13 protein-coding genes are annotated in these 15,211 nt (G+C 59.3%); 7 read left to right on the top strand and 6 right to left on the bottom strand.

The annotated features are described in order from the left end of the window. Positions 1 to 47 precede the first annotated feature (47 nt). Together K7431_RS09140 and K7431_RS09135 are read right to left on the bottom strand one after the other, a co-directional pair. Complete coding sequence (locus K7431_RS09140) at positions 48 to 494, bottom strand: NUDIX hydrolase (protein WP_012724944.1); 447 nt, start codon at positions 492 to 494, stop codon at positions 48 to 50. Positions 495 to 719: 225 nt separating this feature from the next. After that, positions 720 to 2,945 carry an NADP-dependent isocitrate dehydrogenase gene (locus K7431_RS09135; protein ID WP_012724943.1) on the bottom strand — a complete coding sequence of 742 codons (2,226 nt, stop codon included), beginning with the start codon at positions 2,943 to 2,945 and terminating at the stop codon, positions 720 to 722. 493 nt (positions 2,946 to 3,438) lie between these two features. On the opposite strand from K7431_RS09135, the gene icd reads away from it, so the two are divergent. Beyond that, positions 3,439 to 4,695 carry an NADP-dependent isocitrate dehydrogenase gene (gene icd / locus K7431_RS09130; protein WP_012724942.1) on the top strand — a complete coding sequence of 419 codons (1,257 nt, stop codon included), beginning with the start codon at positions 3,439 to 3,441 and terminating at the stop codon, positions 4,693 to 4,695. 81 nt (positions 4,696 to 4,776) lie between these two features. Here icd and cspD read toward each other — a convergent pair whose 3' ends face one another. Continuing rightward, positions 4,777 to 5,052 carry a cold shock domain-containing protein CspD gene (gene cspD / locus K7431_RS09125; protein ID WP_012724941.1) on the bottom strand — a complete coding sequence of 92 codons (276 nt, stop codon included), beginning with the start codon at positions 5,050 to 5,052 and terminating at the stop codon, positions 4,777 to 4,779. Between the two features lie 225 nt (positions 5,053 to 5,277). On the opposite strand from cspD, the gene clpS reads away from it, so the two are divergent. Both clpS and clpA read left to right on the top strand, forming a co-directional pair. After that, positions 5,278 to 5,646, top strand: a complete 369-nt coding sequence (gene clpS / locus K7431_RS09120) for an ATP-dependent Clp protease adapter ClpS (RefSeq protein WP_010567912.1) — start codon at positions 5,278 to 5,280, stop codon at positions 5,644 to 5,646. 29 nt (positions 5,647 to 5,675) lie between these two features. After that, entirely contained in the window at positions 5,676 to 7,946 is a 2,271-nt protein-coding gene (gene clpA, locus K7431_RS09115) for an ATP-dependent Clp protease ATP-binding subunit ClpA (protein ID WP_012724940.1), read from the top strand. 183 nt (positions 7,947 to 8,129) lie between these two features. Here clpA and infA read toward each other — a convergent pair whose 3' ends face one another. The 3 genes from infA to aat all read right to left on the bottom strand — a co-directional run bounded on the left by infA (position 8,130) and on the right by aat (position 9,892). After that, positions 8,130 to 8,348, bottom strand: coding sequence for a translation initiation factor IF-1 (gene infA / locus K7431_RS09110; RefSeq protein WP_002553999.1), 219 nt, complete (start codon positions 8,346 to 8,348; stop codon positions 8,130 to 8,132). A 100-nt stretch (positions 8,349 to 8,448) separates the two neighbouring features. Continuing rightward, positions 8,449 to 9,156, bottom strand: a complete 708-nt coding sequence (locus K7431_RS09105; protein ID WP_012724939.1) for an arginyltransferase — start codon at positions 9,154 to 9,156, stop codon at positions 8,449 to 8,451. Between the two features lie 55 nt (positions 9,157 to 9,211). Further along, complete coding sequence (gene aat, locus K7431_RS09100; RefSeq protein WP_012724938.1) at positions 9,212 to 9,892, bottom strand: leucyl/phenylalanyl-tRNA--protein transferase; 681 nt, start codon at positions 9,890 to 9,892, stop codon at positions 9,212 to 9,214. Between the two features lie 496 nt (positions 9,893 to 10,388). Between aat and K7431_RS09095 the strand changes: the two genes are divergently transcribed. From K7431_RS09095 to crcB, 4 genes are read left to right on the top strand one after another with little or no spacing between them, the layout of a single operon-like run. After that, entirely contained in the window at positions 10,389 to 12,797 is a 2,409-nt protein-coding gene (locus K7431_RS09095) for a DNA translocase FtsK (protein ID WP_012724937.1), read from the top strand. Positions 12,798 to 12,851: 54 nt separating this feature from the next. Then, complete coding sequence (lolA, locus tag K7431_RS09090; RefSeq protein WP_012724936.1) at positions 12,852 to 13,475, top strand: outer membrane lipoprotein chaperone LolA; 624 nt, start codon at positions 12,852 to 12,854, stop codon at positions 13,473 to 13,475. A gap of 23 nt (positions 13,476 to 13,498) precedes the next feature. After that, positions 13,499 to 14,821, top strand: coding sequence for a replication-associated recombination protein A (locus K7431_RS09085; RefSeq protein WP_012724935.1), 1,323 nt, complete (start codon positions 13,499 to 13,501; stop codon positions 14,819 to 14,821). Then, positions 14,821 to 15,195, top strand: coding sequence for a fluoride efflux transporter CrcB (gene crcB, locus K7431_RS09080; protein WP_012724934.1), 375 nt, complete (start codon positions 14,821 to 14,823; stop codon positions 15,193 to 15,195). The genes K7431_RS09085 and crcB overlap by 1 nt, the downstream gene beginning before the upstream one ends. Positions 15,196 to 15,211 lie beyond the last annotated feature (16 nt).

Here is a 15,211-nt window from a genome sequence, read left to right as displayed (position 1 = left end):
GGTGTCTTGAAAAAGGACGCGATTCTAGCAGGCCTGGGCCCGCAAGGCTAAAGAGAAGGGCGGATCAATTCCAGGCTGTGGCGCTGGCCGGCCAGATAATCATCGATACAGCGGATGATCAGCTCGCTGCGCCAGTCGTCGCGCAGTGCCATCAGCTCGTCACGGGTCAGCCAGCGGGCGCGCAGGATGCCTTCGTCGAGTTGATAGTCCGGGTGGTGCTTCAGGGCTTTGGCGGTGAAGCAGACCCGCTGGTAGGTCACGCCATTGCTGGGGGCGGTGTAGAGGTAGATGCCGACGATACCGGTGGCTTCGACGTCCCAGCCGGTTTCCTCGAGGGTTTCGCGAACCGCGGCTTGGATGAGGGTTTCATCCGGGTCGAGGTGGCCGGCAGGCTGGTTGAGCACGGCGCGACCGCCCTTGAGTTCCTCGACCATCAGGAAGCGGCCGTTGTCTTCGACGAGGGTGGCGACAGTAATGTGGGGTTGCCAGGTCATGGTTGCCTCTGGATTTAAGATGCGGTGCTGTCCTGGAACAGGATAACCGTCAGTGTGGGAGGGGGCTTGCCCCCGATGAGGGCGTGTCAGTTGATCTATCTGTGCCTGACCCACCGCTATCGGGGGCAAGCCCCCTCCCACATTTTGATTAGGTTTTTTCAGCAAAAAAGCACATAAAACAGAAACCCCGGCACAGGGCCGGGGCTTCTTTGCATCCTTACAACCTTACTTCAACTTGGCAATCGCCGCGTTGAGGGTGTTGCTTGGGCGCATGGCCTTGCTGGTCAGCTCTGGGTTCGGCGCGTAGTAGCCGCCGATGTCCACTGGCTTGCCCTGTACGGCGTTGAGCTCGGCCACGATGGTGGCTTCGTTCGCGGCCAGGGTCTTGGCCAGTTCGCCGAACTGCGCTTGCAGGGCAGTGTCTTCGGTCTGGGCGGCCAGGGCTTGAGCCCAGTACAGCGCCAGGTAGAAGTGGCTGCCGCGGTTGTCGATGTTGCCGACTTTGCGCGATGGCGACTTGTTGTTGTCAAGGAACTGGCCAGTGGCCTGGTCCAGGGTCTTGGACAGTACCAGGGCTTTCGGGTTGTTGTACGTCACACCCAAATGCTCAAGGGAGGCGGCCAGGGCCAGGAACTCACCCAGGGAGTCCCAGCGCAGGAAGTTTTCTTCCAGCAGCTGCTGCACGTGCTTCGGAGCCGAACCGCCGGCGCCGGTTTCAAACAGGCCACCGCCGTTCATCAGCGGCACGATCGACAGCATCTTGGCGCTTGTGCCCAGTTCCATGATCGGGAACAGGTCGGTCAGGTAGTCACGCAGTACGTTACCGGTCACCGAGATGGTGTCCAGGCCCTTGCGGGTACGCTCCAGGGTGAACTTCATCGCGTCGACCGGCGACATGATGCGGATGTCCAGGCCTTCGGTGTTGTGGTCTTTCAGGTAGGCCTGAACTTTCTCGACCACGACGCCATCGTGTGCACGCTTAGGGTCCAGCCAGAAAATGGCCGGGGTGTTGCTGGCGCGGGCACGGTTGACGGCCAGTTTGACCCAGTCCTGGATCGGCGCGTCTTGGGTCTGGCACATGCGGAAGATGTCGCCAGCCTCGACTTTCTGTTCCATCAGCAGGTTGCCCTTGCTGTCGGTCACGCGGACGACGCCGTCAGCCTTGACCTGGAAGGTCTTGTCGTGGGAGCCGTACTCTTCAGCTTTTTTCGCCATCAGGCCAACGTTTGGCACGCTGCCCATGGTGGTAGGGTCGAAAGCGCCGTTGGCTTTGCACTCTTCGATCACCGCCTGGTAGATGGTGGCGTAGCAGCGATCCGGGATCACGGCCTTGGTGTCGTGCAGTTGGCCGTCGGTGCCCCACATTTTGCCGGAGTCACGGATCATGGCCGGCATCGAGGCGTCGACGATGACGTCGCTCGGTACGTGCAGGTTGGTGATGCCTTTGTCGGAGTTGACCATCGCCAGGGAAGGGCGAGCGGCGTAGACCGCTTGAATGTCAGCTTCGATCTGCGCTTGCTGATCACTAGGCAAGGCCTTGATGCGCGCGTACAGGTCGCCGATGCCGTTGTTCAGGTTGAAGCCGATCTGTGCCAGCACGTCGGCGTGCTTGGCCAGGGCGTCTTTATAGAACTCGGCAACGATCTGGCCGAACATGATCGGGTCGGAGACCTTCATCATGGTGGCTTTCAGGTGAACCGACAGCAGTACGCCTTGCTTCTTGGCGTCTTCGATTTCAGCGGCGATGAAGCTGCGCAGGGCTTTTTTGCTCAGCACGGCGCTGTCGATGATTTCGCCGGCCTTGACCGTGGTCTTTTCTTTCAGGACGGTGGTAGTGCCGTCTTGAGCGACCAGCTCGATTTTGACAGCGTCAGCGGCTTCGATCTGTACGGATTTTTCGCTGCCGTAGAAGTCGCCGCTGCTCATGTGGGCAACGTGGGATTTGGAGTCGGCAGCCCAGGCGCCCATTTTGTGCGGGTGCTTGCGTGCATAGTTCTTGACCGACAGCGGAGCGCGACGGTCGGAGTTGCCTTCGCGCAGTACCGGGTTCACGGCGCTGCCCTTGACCTTGTCGTAACGTGCACGGGTTTCTTTTTCCGCGTCGGTGGTTACGGTTTCCGGGTAGTCCGGCAGGGCGTAGCCCTGGGCCTGCAATTCCTTGATCGCGGCTTGCAGCTGCGGGGTCGAGGCGCTGATGTTAGGCAGCTTGATGATGTTGGCTTCAGGTGTAACGGCCAGGTCGCCCAGTTCGGCGAGGTGGTCCGGGATAGCCTTGGTGCCCAGTTGCTCGGGGAAGCTTGCGAGGATGCGCCCTGCGAGGGAGATGTCGCGGGTTTCCACGGCAATATCAGCGGAAGCGGTGAAGGCCTCTACGATAGGCAGCAGTGAATAGGTGGCGAGGGCTGGGGCTTCGTCGGTGAAGGTATAGATGATCTTCGAGCGGGTGGGCATATTCGGATTAACTCTCTTCTTTGCTGAAAGCGTGCGCAGAAACTCGAGATGCGCCGGGTGGAGCGCGTTCGTTCAAAGTCATCCATGAGCGAAATGTCGAGGTTTCTTCGCGGTGATGTTGGGTTGCATCAGTCGAGCGTCAAGCGGGTGGACTATTGTATTAGCCCTGCTTTGTAGCGGAAGGCACTGTTCTAGAGCGGTCCGCCGTCGTGACTCTTTGGTCAGCGGCGGCATTATACATAGGTCGCTATGCTTACGCCGAGCCTTCATACAAAAGGTGTGTCGTCCATTGGTCTAAAGGTCGCAGGTGCCGGGTTACGCCTAAAGTCGCACGATGTGCTCAAGATTGGCGCTTTTCCCTTTGCTTTCAGGCTTGTAGGCGACAATTTATGCTGTTTTCGATGCAAATGAGCATGGCGCGAGGTTTCAGTCGCCATTTATCTGGAGTAGGCTCGAACGCAGCCAGATGTTCAATCCATAGATGGAGTTCAGCATGGGATACAAGAAGATTCAGGTTCCGGCAGTCGGCGACAAAATCACCGTCAATGCAGACCATTCTCTCAATGTTCCTGACCAACCGATCATCCCTTACATCGAAGGTGACGGTATTGGCGCCGACATCAGCCCGGTGATGATCAAGGTGGTCGACGCAGCTGTTGAAAAGGCCTACGGCGGCAAGCGCAAAATCTCGTGGATGGAGGTTTACGCCGGTGAGAAGGCGACCCAAGTCTACGACCAGGACACCTGGCTGCCCCAGGAAACCCTGGATGCGGTCAAGGATTACGTGGTGTCCATCAAGGGGCCGCTGACCACGCCGGTCGGTGGCGGCATCCGTTCGCTGAACGTGGCCCTGCGTCAGCAACTCGACCTGTACGTATGCCTGCGGCCGGTGCGCTGGTTCGAAGGCGTGCCCAGCCCGGTCAAGAAGCCAGGCGATGTGGACATGACCATCTTCCGCGAGAACTCCGAAGACATTTACGCCGGGATCGAATGGAAGGCCGGTTCGCCGGAGGCCACCAAGGTCATCAAGTTCCTCAAGGAAGAAATGGGCGTCACCAAGATCCGTTTCGACCAGGATTGCGGGATCGGCATCAAGCCGGTATCGCTGGAGGGCACCAAGCGTCTGGCGCGCAAGGCCCTGCAATATGTGGTGGATAATGACCGCGATTCGCTGACTATCGTGCACAAAGGCAACATCATGAAGTTCACCGAAGGGGCCTTCAAGGAGTGGGCCTACGAAGTGGCGGCGGAAGAGTTCGGCGCGACGCTGCTCGATGGTGGGCCGTGGATGCAGTTCAAGAACCCGAAGACCGGCAAGAATGTAGTGGTCAAGGATGCGATTGCCGACGCGATGCTCCAGCAAATCCTGCTGCGTCCGGCTGAGTATGACGTGATCGCCACCCTCAACCTGAACGGTGACTACCTGTCTGATGCCCTGGCGGCGGAAGTGGGCGGTATCGGTATCGCGCCGGGGGCTAACTTGTCCGACACCGTGGCGATGTTCGAGGCAACCCATGGTACTGCGCCTAAATATGCAGGCAAGGACCAGGTCAACCCTGGTTCGTTGATTCTGTCGGCAGAGATGATGTTGCGCCATATGGGCTGGACCGAGGCGGCTGACTTGATTATCAAGGGCACCAACGGTGCGATTTCGGCCAAGACCGTGACCTACGACTTCGAACGCCTGATGGAGGGCGCGAAACTGGTGTCGTCGTCGGGCTTTGGTGATGCGTTGATTTCGCATATGTAATCGCGCGGGCATAAAAAACGGCCATCCCGAGTTGATTGGGGTGGCCGTTTTTTTATCGCAAGCTACACGCTCGGCGGCGGGTCAGGCCGTTTGTTTCTTTTCTGCTTCGCTCGCACGTGCTGCTGGGCTCGCAATGACTTCTTTCACTGTGTCGATATTCACGGCGTGCAGTCCTTTAGGACCTTGAATGATCTCAAAGCTGACTGCTTGTCCCGCTTTCAGCGTTTTGTATCCGTCCATGATGATCGCTGAAAAGTGCGCAAACAGGTCCTCGGATTTACCGTCTTCAATGATAAAACCGTACCCCTTGGCATTGTTAAACCATTTGACCTTGCCACTGATCTTGACGCCAGACATACCCATATCCCTCTGCACCAGACTCCATCACTGGAGTATCATCCAGTTTATCCGTCCTAACCCGAATAAATAAGGTTGACTGCGCGGACCTTTTTTACCCACTGTGGGTTCTATTGGTTGTAACACCGTTTCGCCGATAGTCAAGGCGACCGATCGGTCAGCAGTTGAAATTCTGACAGGTCGCCCCCACCACTGTATTTGAACCACTGACGAACCTTTCTTTCCATGCATGCAATCAGCCAGATTCGACTAACATTCAATCAGGATCGACCGGATCACGAACACGATGACGACGGTTCTGCAGGCATTGCTGTTCAGGAGGCCAAGCCTGCTTTACAGGCGCCGCCGATGTACAAGGTGGTTTTGTTCAATGATGACTACACACCGATGGATTTCGTGGTCGAAGTGCTCGAGGTGTTTTTTAACCTGAACCGCGAGTTGGCGACCAAGGTAATGCTGGCCGTTCACACAGAAGGACGGGCAGTATGTGGAGTGTTTACCCGCGACATCGCCGAGACAAAGGCCATGCAGGTCAACCAGTACGCCAGGGAAAGCCAGCATCCGCTACTCTGTGAAATCGAGAAGGACGGTTAACGCCGACCACTTGGGTATGAGGTGAAGCTATGTTAAACCGCGAGCTCGAAGTCACCCTCAATCTTGCCTTCAAGGAGGCCCGTTCGAAGCGTCATGAATTCATGACCGTCGAACACCTGCTGCTGGCACTTTTGGATAACGAAGCTGCCGCCACCGTTCTACGTGCGTGCGGCGCCAACCTCGACAAACTCAAGCACGACCTGCAGGAGTTTATCGACTCCACCACGCCACTGATCCCCGTGCACGACGAGGACCGTGAAACCCAGCCAACCCTGGGCTTTCAGCGGGTATTGCAGCGCGCTGTTTTCCACGTTCAGAGCTCCGGTAAGCGTGAAGTCACGGGCGCCAATGTGCTTGTGGCCATTTTCAGCGAACAGGAAAGCCAGGCAGTGTTCCTGCTCAAACAGCAGAGCGTTGCCCGTATTGATGTCGTCAATTACATCGCCCACGGTATCTCCAAAGTGCCTGGGCACGGCGATCATTCCGAGGGTGAGCAGGAAATGCAGGACGACGAGGGCGGTGAGTCTTCTTCTTCGGGCAATCCACTGGATGCCTATGCCAGCAACCTCAACGAACTGGCGCGCCAGGGGCGGATCGATCCGCTGGTGGGGCGCGAGCTTGAGGTTGAGCGTGTAGCGCAGATCCTCGCGCGTCGTCGCAAGAACAACCCGTTGCTGGTGGGTGAGGCGGGCGTGGGTAAAACCGCGATTGCCGAAGGCCTGGCCAAGCGCATCGTCGATAACCAGGTGCCGGACCTGCTGGCAAACAGCGTCGTCTACTCCCTGGACCTGGGCGCCTTGCTCGCCGGGACCAAATACCGTGGCGATTTCGAGAAACGCTTCAAGGCGTTGCTGGGTGAACTGAAAAAACGCCCTCAGGCGATTTTGTTCATCGACGAGATCCACACCATCATCGGTGCCGGTGCGGCGTCCGGCGGGGTAATGGATGCCTCCAACCTGCTCAAACCGCTGCTCTCGTCGGGTGATATCCGCTGCATCGGTTCGACCACGTTCCAGGAATTCCGTGGCATCTTTGAGAAAGACCGTGCCTTGGCGCGTCGCTTCCAGAAGGTCGACGTGTCCGAGCCTTCAGTCGAAGACACCATCGGTATCCTGCGCGGGCTCAAGGGGCGTTTCGAAGCGCACCATGGCATCGAGTACACCGATGAGGCTCTGCGTGCGGCTGCTGAGCTCGCATCGCGCTACATCAATGACCGGCACATGCCGGACAAAGCCATCGATGTGATCGACGAGGCGGGCGCCTACCAGCGCCTGCAGCCGGTCGAGAAGCGTGTGAAGCGCATCGACGTTGCTCAGGTCGAGGACATCGTGGCCAAGATCGCGCGGATTCCGCCTAAACACGTCAACAGTTCCGATAAGGAGCTGCTGCGTAACCTGGAGCGCGACCTGAAACTCACCGTATTCGGCCAGGATGCAGCCATCGACGCGCTGTCCACCGCGATCAAGCTGTCGCGTGCGGGCCTCAAGTCGCCGGACAAGCCTGTCGGTTCGTTCCTGTTCGCAGGCCCGACCGGCGTCGGCAAGACCGAAGCGGCACGGCAGTTGGCCAAGGCCATGGGTATTGAGCTGGTGCGGTTCGACATGTCCGAGTACATGGAGCGCCACACGGTATCGCGCCTGATCGGTGCGCCTCCGGGTTATGTCGGTTTCGATCAGGGCGGCCTGTTGACCGAAGCGATCACCAAGCAGCCGCACTGCGTATTGCTGCTCGATGAAATCGAGAAGGCTCACCCCGAAGTCTTCAACCTGCTGCTGCAGGTGATGGACCACGGCACCCTGACCGACAACAACGGGCGCAAGGCGGACTTCCGCAATGTGATCGTGATCATGACCACCAACGCCGGTGCCGAAACGGCTGCGCGGGCTTCGATCGGCTTCAGTCATCAAGATCACTCTTCCGATGCCATGGAAGTGATCAAGAAGAGCTTCACGCCGGAGTTCCGCAACCGCCTGGATACCATTATCCAGTTTGGTCGCCTCAGCCATGAGGTCATCAAAAGCGTGGTGGACAAGTTCCTCACCGAGCTTCAGGCGCAGTTGGAAGACAAGCGCGTGCAACTGGAAGTCTCCGAAGCGGCGCGCAGTTGGATCGCCGAGGGTGGCTACGACGCGGCAATGGGCGCACGTCCAATGGCACGTCTGATCCAGGACAAGATCAAGCGGCCATTGGCCGAAGAGATCCTGTTCGGCGAGCTCTCCGACCATGGTGGCGTGGTGCACATCGACCTCAAGGATGGCGAGCTGACCTTCGAGTTCGAAACCACAGCTGAAATGGCCTGATCGATAGCTGCGGGCGCCAATGTGGGAGGGGGCTTGCTCCCGATAGCGGTAGATCAGTCACTCATGTAGCGACTGAAACACTGCTATCGGGAGTAAGCCCTCTCCCACATTTTGTTTTGGCGCTTGGTAAATAGCACGCACACAAAAACGCCCGGCATAACCGGGCGTCTTGTATTGACTTGCTTAGCGAGCGCGGTAAGTGATGCGCCCTTTGCTCAAGTCATAGGGCGTCAGCTCGACGCGCACTTTGTCACCGGTAAGAATACGAATGTAGTTCTTGCGCATCTTGCCGGAGATATGCGCGGTTACGACGTGCCCATTTTCCAACTCCACACGAAACATGGTGTTGGGCAGGGTGTCGACGACAGTGCCTTCCATTTCGAAGCTGTCTTCTTTCGACATGCAGTAAAGCCCTCGGTATCCAGTGAATGGCCCGGTGCAACTGCGCCAGGCAAAAGCGGCGTGCATTGTGCCCGAAAAAGGGTGTTTAAGCCAAGGGGTTCTAGTTAAGTGTTACCCATCTTTGATTAATCAGCAGTTCAATAGGCCGATATTGGGTCTTGTAATTCATCTTTTTGCAGTTCTTGATCCAGTATCCGAGGTACACCGCCTCCAGTTCCTGGCGCAGTGCCTCACCGATTTGCCAGAGGATCGCAAAGCGTCCCAGGCTGCGGCGTTCTTCGGCCGGCTCGTAGAAGGTGTAGACCGCTGACAGGCCGTTAGGCAGCAAATCGGTCACGGCAACGGCCACCAGTCGGCCGTCTGCGCGGAACTCGTAGAAGCGCGAGAAGGGCAGGTCGCGCACCAGGAAGGTAGAGAACTGGTCGCGGCTGGGTGGGAACATATCGCCATCGGCGTGTCGCTCCTCGATATAGCGCTGGTAAAGGTCGAAGTATTCTTCGGTAAACCGAGGCTTGGCCGGCATCACTGTGAGGTCGGCGTTGCGCTTGAGGATGCGTTTCTGGTTGCGGTCCGGCAGAAACTGCGCCACGGGGATGCGTGCCGGTACACAGGCATTGCAGTTCTGGCAGTGAGGCCGGTACAGATGATCGCCGCTGCGCCGAAAACCCATCTCCGACAGGTCGGCATACACATGCACGTCCATAGGCTGGCTGGGGTCGAGGAACAGCGTGGTGGCCTGCTCGTCGGGCAGATAGCTGCAAGAGTGGGGTTGAGTGGCATAAAACTTCAAACGCGCCAACTCGGTCATGATCAACCCTCGGATAAGCTTTCAAATAAGTGTAAGCCAGGAGCGCGCAAGTCGCCTAAGAAACCCACGGTCCAGTGTTGGGTTGGTCCAGATGGTCGCGCAGGAAACCTGCGAAGTCGCTGCGGGAGATGGCGCGGGCACCCAGGCTGTGCAGGTGGTCATTGGGCATCTGGCAGTCGATCAGTACAAAACCCCAGGCCTGCAATTGGCGGGTCAGGGTGGCGAAGCCGAATTTTGAGGCGTTGTCGGCGCGGCTGAACATGGATTCGCCGAAAAACAGCTGGCCCATCGCCAGGCCATACAGGCCGCCCACCAGTTCACCGTTGTCCCAAACCTCCACCGAATGCGCATAGCCGCGCTGGTGCAGTGCCAAGTAGGCGTTCTGGATGCTCTGGGTGATCCAGGTGCCGTCGGCATAGGCGCGCGGTGCTGCGCACGCTTGAATGACGGCAGCGAAGTCTTGGTCGAAGGTCACGGTGTAGCGCTGCTGGCGCAACAATTTGCCCAGGCTGCGCGATATATGCAGCTCGTCGGGGAATATCACCGTGCGGGGATCGGGCGACCACCAGAGGATCGGCTGGCCCTGCGAAAACCACGGGAAACAACCGTGGCGGTAGGCTTGGATCAGTCGCTCGGCCGATAAATCGCCACCGGCCGCGAGCAGGCCATTGGGTTCGCGCATGGCTTTGGCCAGCGGGGGGAAAGTCAGTGAGTCGCGTTGTAACCAGGTCAGCATGGCATCCAGGCTTACGGAAGGGGAGGGGAGTGGGCAGCGATGGTGTCTGCCCCAAGGGTTGATTATTGTCGACACAGCGCTCTGGGGCCAGTCCGAATCGGCCATTGACGCGCATTAGCGTGAGCGGGTGTTTCTGCAACTCTCTGCATAAGGCGTGGTCGTAATCGGGTCTGGCCCATGCAGGCATTTTGCCAAGCTTGCCTGGATTAGTAAAAACAGCTCATAAGCCTTTGTCAGCAAAGACAATGCATGCTCAAATTGGGCCTCTTGTGAGATGTCATTGGCCAGGCTGTTTGAAGAACGCCAAGCGGCGTGGCATCAGGCACACAAACCCGTACAATGCGGCCATTGTGGCGCTGCTGCCATTTCATCCAGCAATCGCCCGGTGTTAAAAGTAGATTCAACTACGCTCGTTCATTTTTCAGCTGCTCGGATTGGGCAGTATTTGCAGTCATTCAACAGATGGACGCGCTAAAGGCGCAGGAAAAGACCCGTTTTGAAGAAATCCGCCGCAACACCTAAAGCAGCAGTCGTGCCCGCTTGGCGCCAGCACCTGCATTATCGCCTCAAGGAAGGTGCGTTGATCGCCATCGGCGCGCTGTGCCTGTTCCTGATGATGGCCTTGCTGACGTACGGCAAGGACGATCCGGGCTGGAGCCATAACAGCAAGATCGAAGACGTGCAGAACTTCGGTGGGCCTGCCGGCTCCTACAGCGCCGATATCCTGTTCATGGTGCTGGGTTACTTCGCCTATATCTTCCCATTGCTGCTGGCGATCAAGACCTGGCAGATCTTCCGCCAGCGTCACGAGCCGTGGCAGTGGAGCGGCTGGCTGTTCTCCTGGCGGCTGATCGGCCTGGTGTTCCTAGTGTTGTCCGGGGCGGCATTGGCGCACATTCATTTCCATGCACCCACCGGCCTGCCGGCGGGCGCGGGCGGGGCGCTGGGCGAAAGCCTCGGCGACCTGGCGCGCAAGACCCTGAATATCCAGGGCAGCACCCTGATGTTCATCGCGCTGTTCCTGTTCGGCCTCACCGTGTTCACCGACCTATCGTGGTTCAAGGTGATGGACGTGACCGGCAAGATCACCCTCGACCTGCTGGAGCTGTTCCAGGGCGCCGCCAACCGCTGGTGGGCGGCCCGCGTCGAGCGCAAGCGCATGGTGGCGCAGCTGCGTGAAGTGGACACCCGCGTCAACGAAGTCGTGGCCCCGAGCACACCGGACCGGCGTGAGCAGGCCAAGGTCAAGGAACGCCTGATCGAACGCGAGCAGGCCCTGAGCAAGCACATGTCGGACCGCGAGAAGCAGGTGCCGCCGGTGATCGCTCCCGCGCCGCCTAAACCGGCCGAGCCGAGCCACCGCGTGCAGAAAGAGAAGCAGGCGCCGCTGTTCGTCGACAGCGCCGTCGAAGGCACCTTGCCGCCGATCTCGATCCTTGACCCGGCCGAAAAGAAACAACTCAACTATTCGCCGGAATCCCTGGCGGCCGTCGGCCATCTGCTGGAAATCAAGCTCAAGGAATTCGGCGTTGAAGTGTCGGTGGACTCCATCCACCCAGGCCCGGTGATTACCCGGTATGAAATCCAGCCAGCCGCGGGGGTGAAGGTCAGCCGTATCTCCAACCTGGCGAAGGATTTGGCCCGTTCCCTGGCCGTAACCAGCGTGCGCGTGGTGGAAGTCATCCCCGGCAAGACCACCGTGGGTATCGAGATTCCCAACGAAGACCGCCAGATCGTGCGCTTCTCCGAGGTACTGTCGACGCCGGAATACGACAACTTCAAATCGCCGGTCACCCTGGCCCTGGGTCACGACATCGGCGGCAAGCCGGTGATCACCGACCTGGCGAAAATGCCCCACCTGCTGGTGGCCGGTACCACCGGCTCGGGTAAGTCGGTGGGTGTGAACGCGATGATCCTGTCGATCCTGTTCAAGTCCGGCCCGGACGACGCCAAGCTGATCATGATCGACCCGAAGATGTTGGAATTGTCGATCTACGAAGGCATCCCGCACCTGCTGTGCCCGGTGGTGACCGACATGAAGGACGCCGCCAACGCCCTGCGCTGGAGCGTGGCCGAGATGGAGCGTCGCTACAAGCTGATGGCGAAGATGGGCGTACGGAACCTGTCGGGCTTCAACGCCAAGGTCAAGGAAGCCCAGGACGCCGGCACACCGCTGACCGATCCGCTGTACAAGCGCGAAAGCATTCACGACGAAGCGCCGTTGTTGACCAAGCTGCCGACCATCGTGGTGGTGGTCGACGAATTCGCCGACATGATGATGATCGTCGGCAAGAAGGTTGAGGAACTGATCGCGCGTATTGCCCAGAAGGCCCGTGCCGCCGGTATTCACTTGATTCTTGCGACCCAGCGTCCGTCGGTGGACGTGATCACCGGCCTGATCAAGGCCAACATTCCGACGCGCATGGCGTTCCAGGTGTCGAGCAAGATCGACTCACGGACCATCATCGACCAGGGCGGCGCCGAACAACTGCTCGGCCACGGTGACATGCTCTACATGCCACCGGGCACCAGCCTGCCAATCCGGGTTCACGGCGCCTTCGTTTCCGACGATGAAGTCCACCGTGTGGTGGAAGCCTGGAAACTGCGCGGTGCGCCGGAGTACAACGACGACATCCTCGCGGGCGTTGAAGAGGCCGGCAGTGGCTTTGACGGCGGCAGCAGTGGTGGCGACGATGATGCCGAGACCGACGCGTTGTACGACGAAGCCGTGGCCTTTGTGCTGGAAAGCCGTCGCGCCTCGATCTCGGCGGTACAGCGCAAGCTGAAAATCGGCTACAACCGCGCCGCCCGCATGATCGAAGCCATGGAAAACGCCGGCGTCGTCACCGCAATGAACACCAACGGTTCGCGCGAAGTCATTGCCCCCGGGCAGATGCGCGACTGATCCCGTGCCGCGTGGCAACACGCGGCGCGCCCTGACTACTCAATGAGGACTCCCATGCGTCTTATCCGCATGCTGTTGTTGCCGGCACTGGCCCTGACTGCTGTTTCGGCGCACGCCGACCCGGCCTCCGTCGCCAGCCTGAAGAACCTGCTGGACAAATCCCAGACCCTGACCGCGCGCTTCTCCCAGATGACCCTGGATGCCGGTGGCACCCAGTTGCAGGAAACTGCCGGCGAAATGGCCGTGCAGCGCCCTGGCCTGTTCTACTGGCACACCGAAGGCAAGGCCGAGCAAACCATCGTTTCCGACGGCCAGAAGGTCACCCTGTGGGACCCGGACCTGGAGCAAGCGACCATCAATAAGCTCGACCCGCGCTTGAACCAGACCCCGGCGCTGTTGCTGTCGGGTGATGTGTCGAAGATCAACGACAGTTTCGACATCACCTCCAAGCAAACCAGCAACGTGATCGAGTTCACCCTCAAGCCGAAATCCAAGGACACGCTGTTTGACACACTGTCCCTGTCGTTCGGCAACGGCGTGATCAATAACATGCGCCTGGTCGACAGCGTCGGCCAGCGCACCGATATCCTGTTCTCCGGGGTCAAGGCCAACCAGCCGGTGCCCGCGTCCAAGTTCAAGTTCGACATCCCCAAGGGTGCCGACGTGATCCAGGAATAATCTAGAGGTTTCAAACGCTGCCCATGGATCTGTTTCGAAGTGACCCGATTGCCCAGCCTTTGGCGGCGCGCTTGCGTTCGACCAACCTGGATGAGTACGTCGGTCAGGAACACCTGCTCGCTCGCGGCAAGCCTTTGCGCGAAGCCTTGGAGCAGGGCGCGCTGCATTCGATGATTTTCTGGGGGCCGCCGGGAGTGGGTAAGACCACCCTGGCACGGCTGCTGGCGAAAGTCTCGGATGCACACTTCGAAACGGTCTCGGCGGTGCTCGCCGGGGTCAAGGAGATCCGGCAGGCGGTGGAAGTCGCCAAGCAGCAGGCCGGGCAATACGGCAAGCGCACCATCCTGTTTGTCGATGAAGTGCACCGCTTCAACAAGTCGCAGCAGGATGCGTTCCTGCCATATGTCGAAGACGGCACGCTGATTTTTATCGGCGCCACCACCGAAAACCCTTCGTTTGAGTTGAACAACGCCTTGCTCTCGCGGGCGCGGGTCTACGTACTCAAGAGCCTGGATGAAGTGGCGATGCAGAAGCTGCTGCACCGCGCCTTGAACGAAGACAAGGGGTTGGGCAAGCGGCAACTCAGCGTGAGCGAAGAGGGTTTCAAAATCCTGCTCACCGCCGCCGATGGCGATGGCCGCCGCTTTCTCAACCTGTTGGAGAACGCCTCCGACCTGGCCGAAGACGGCGGTGAGATTGGCGTCGACCTGCTGCAAAGCTTGCTCGGTGATACGCGCCGGCGTTTCGACAAGGGCGGCGAAGCCTTCTACGATCAGATTTCGGCGCTGCACAAATCCGTACGCGGGTCTAACCCGGACGGCGCGTTGTATTGGTTTGCGCGGATGATCGACGGTGGTTGCGACCCGCTGTACCTCGCCCGCCGCGTGGTGCGCATGGCCAGCGAAGACATCGGCAACGCCGATCCGCGCGCCTTGAGCCTGTGCCTCGCCGCCTGGGACGTGCAGGAGCGCCTGGGCAGCCCGGAAGGCGAGTTGGCCGTGGCCCAGGCAATCACCTACCTGGCGTGTGCGCCAAAGAGCAATGCGGTCTACATGGGCTTCAAGTCCGCACTGCGCGCTGCCGCCGAACACGGTTCCCTCGAAGTGCCGATGCATTTGCGCAACGCGCCGACCAAGCTGATGAAACAGCTGGGTTATGGCGATGAATACCGTTATGCCCACGATGAGCCGGATGCCTACGCGGCCGGTGAAGACTACTTCCCCGATGAGCTTGAGCCGCTGCCGCTCTATCAACCCGTGCCCCGTGGCCTGGAGCTGAAAATCGGTGAAAAGCTCAATCACCTCGCGCAACTCGACCGGCTCAGCCCCAAACAACGGAGAAAGTAGTGTTTAAGACGATTCTTGCCGTGTCCGCAGCCGGCATCGCTGGTACATTATTGCGTTTCGCCGCTGGCACCTGGGTCAGCGCCAACTGGCCGAAGCATTTTTATGCGGCGACCCTGGCGGTCAACCTGGTGGGCTGCCTGATCATCGGGCTCTTGTACGGCTGGTTCCTGTTGCGCCCGGAAGTTCCGATTGAAATTCGTGCCGGCTTGATTGTCGGCTTTGTAGGCGGTCTGACGACCTTTTCATCCTTTTCACTGGATACGCTGCGCCTGCTGGAAAGCGGGCAGGCCCTGATAGCCTTCGGCTACCTGGGCATCAGCGTGTTCGGCGGGCTGCTCGCCACCTGGGCCGGCCTGTCCTTGACCAAACTTTGATAAACGAGAGACCGAC

This window comes from Pseudomonas fluorescens group sp. (genome assembly GCF_020093335.1).
In the GTDB taxonomy this organism is placed as follows: Bacteria; Pseudomonadota; Gammaproteobacteria; order Pseudomonadales; family Pseudomonadaceae; genus Aquipseudomonas; species Aquipseudomonas petroselini.
Note: the sequence above shows the minus strand (reverse complement) of the source record. Positions and strands in the feature narration are given on the sequence as shown.

Coding starts and splice junctions, on each gene's coding strand:
- K7431_RS09140 (WP_012724944.1), bottom strand. CDS start 494: ATGACCTGGCAACCCCACATTACTGTCGCCACCCTCGTCGAAGACAAC.
- K7431_RS09135 (WP_012724943.1), bottom strand. CDS start 2,945: ATGCCCACCCGCTCGAAGATCATCTATACCTTCACCGACGAAGCCCCA.
- icd (WP_012724942.1), top strand. CDS start 3,439: ATGGGATACAAGAAGATTCAGGTTCCGGCAGTCGGCGACAAAATCACC.
- cspD (WP_012724941.1), bottom strand. CDS start 5,052: ATGTCTGGCGTCAAGATCAGTGGCAAGGTCAAATGGTTTAACAATGCC.
- clpS (WP_010567912.1), top strand. CDS start 5,278: ATGCATGCAATCAGCCAGATTCGACTAACATTCAATCAGGATCGACCG.
- clpA (WP_012724940.1), top strand. CDS start 5,676: ATGTTAAACCGCGAGCTCGAAGTCACCCTCAATCTTGCCTTCAAGGAG.
- infA (WP_002553999.1), bottom strand. CDS start 8,348: ATGTCGAAAGAAGACAGCTTCGAAATGGAAGGCACTGTCGTCGACACC.
- K7431_RS09105 (WP_012724939.1), bottom strand. CDS start 9,156: ATGACCGAGTTGGCGCGTTTGAAGTTTTATGCCACTCAACCCCACTCT.
- aat (WP_012724938.1), bottom strand. CDS start 9,892: ATGCTGACCTGGTTACAACGCGACTCACTGACTTTCCCCCCGCTGGCC.
- lolA (WP_012724936.1), top strand. CDS start 12,852: ATGCGTCTTATCCGCATGCTGTTGTTGCCGGCACTGGCCCTGACTGCT.
- K7431_RS09085 (WP_012724935.1), top strand. CDS start 13,499: ATGGATCTGTTTCGAAGTGACCCGATTGCCCAGCCTTTGGCGGCGCGC.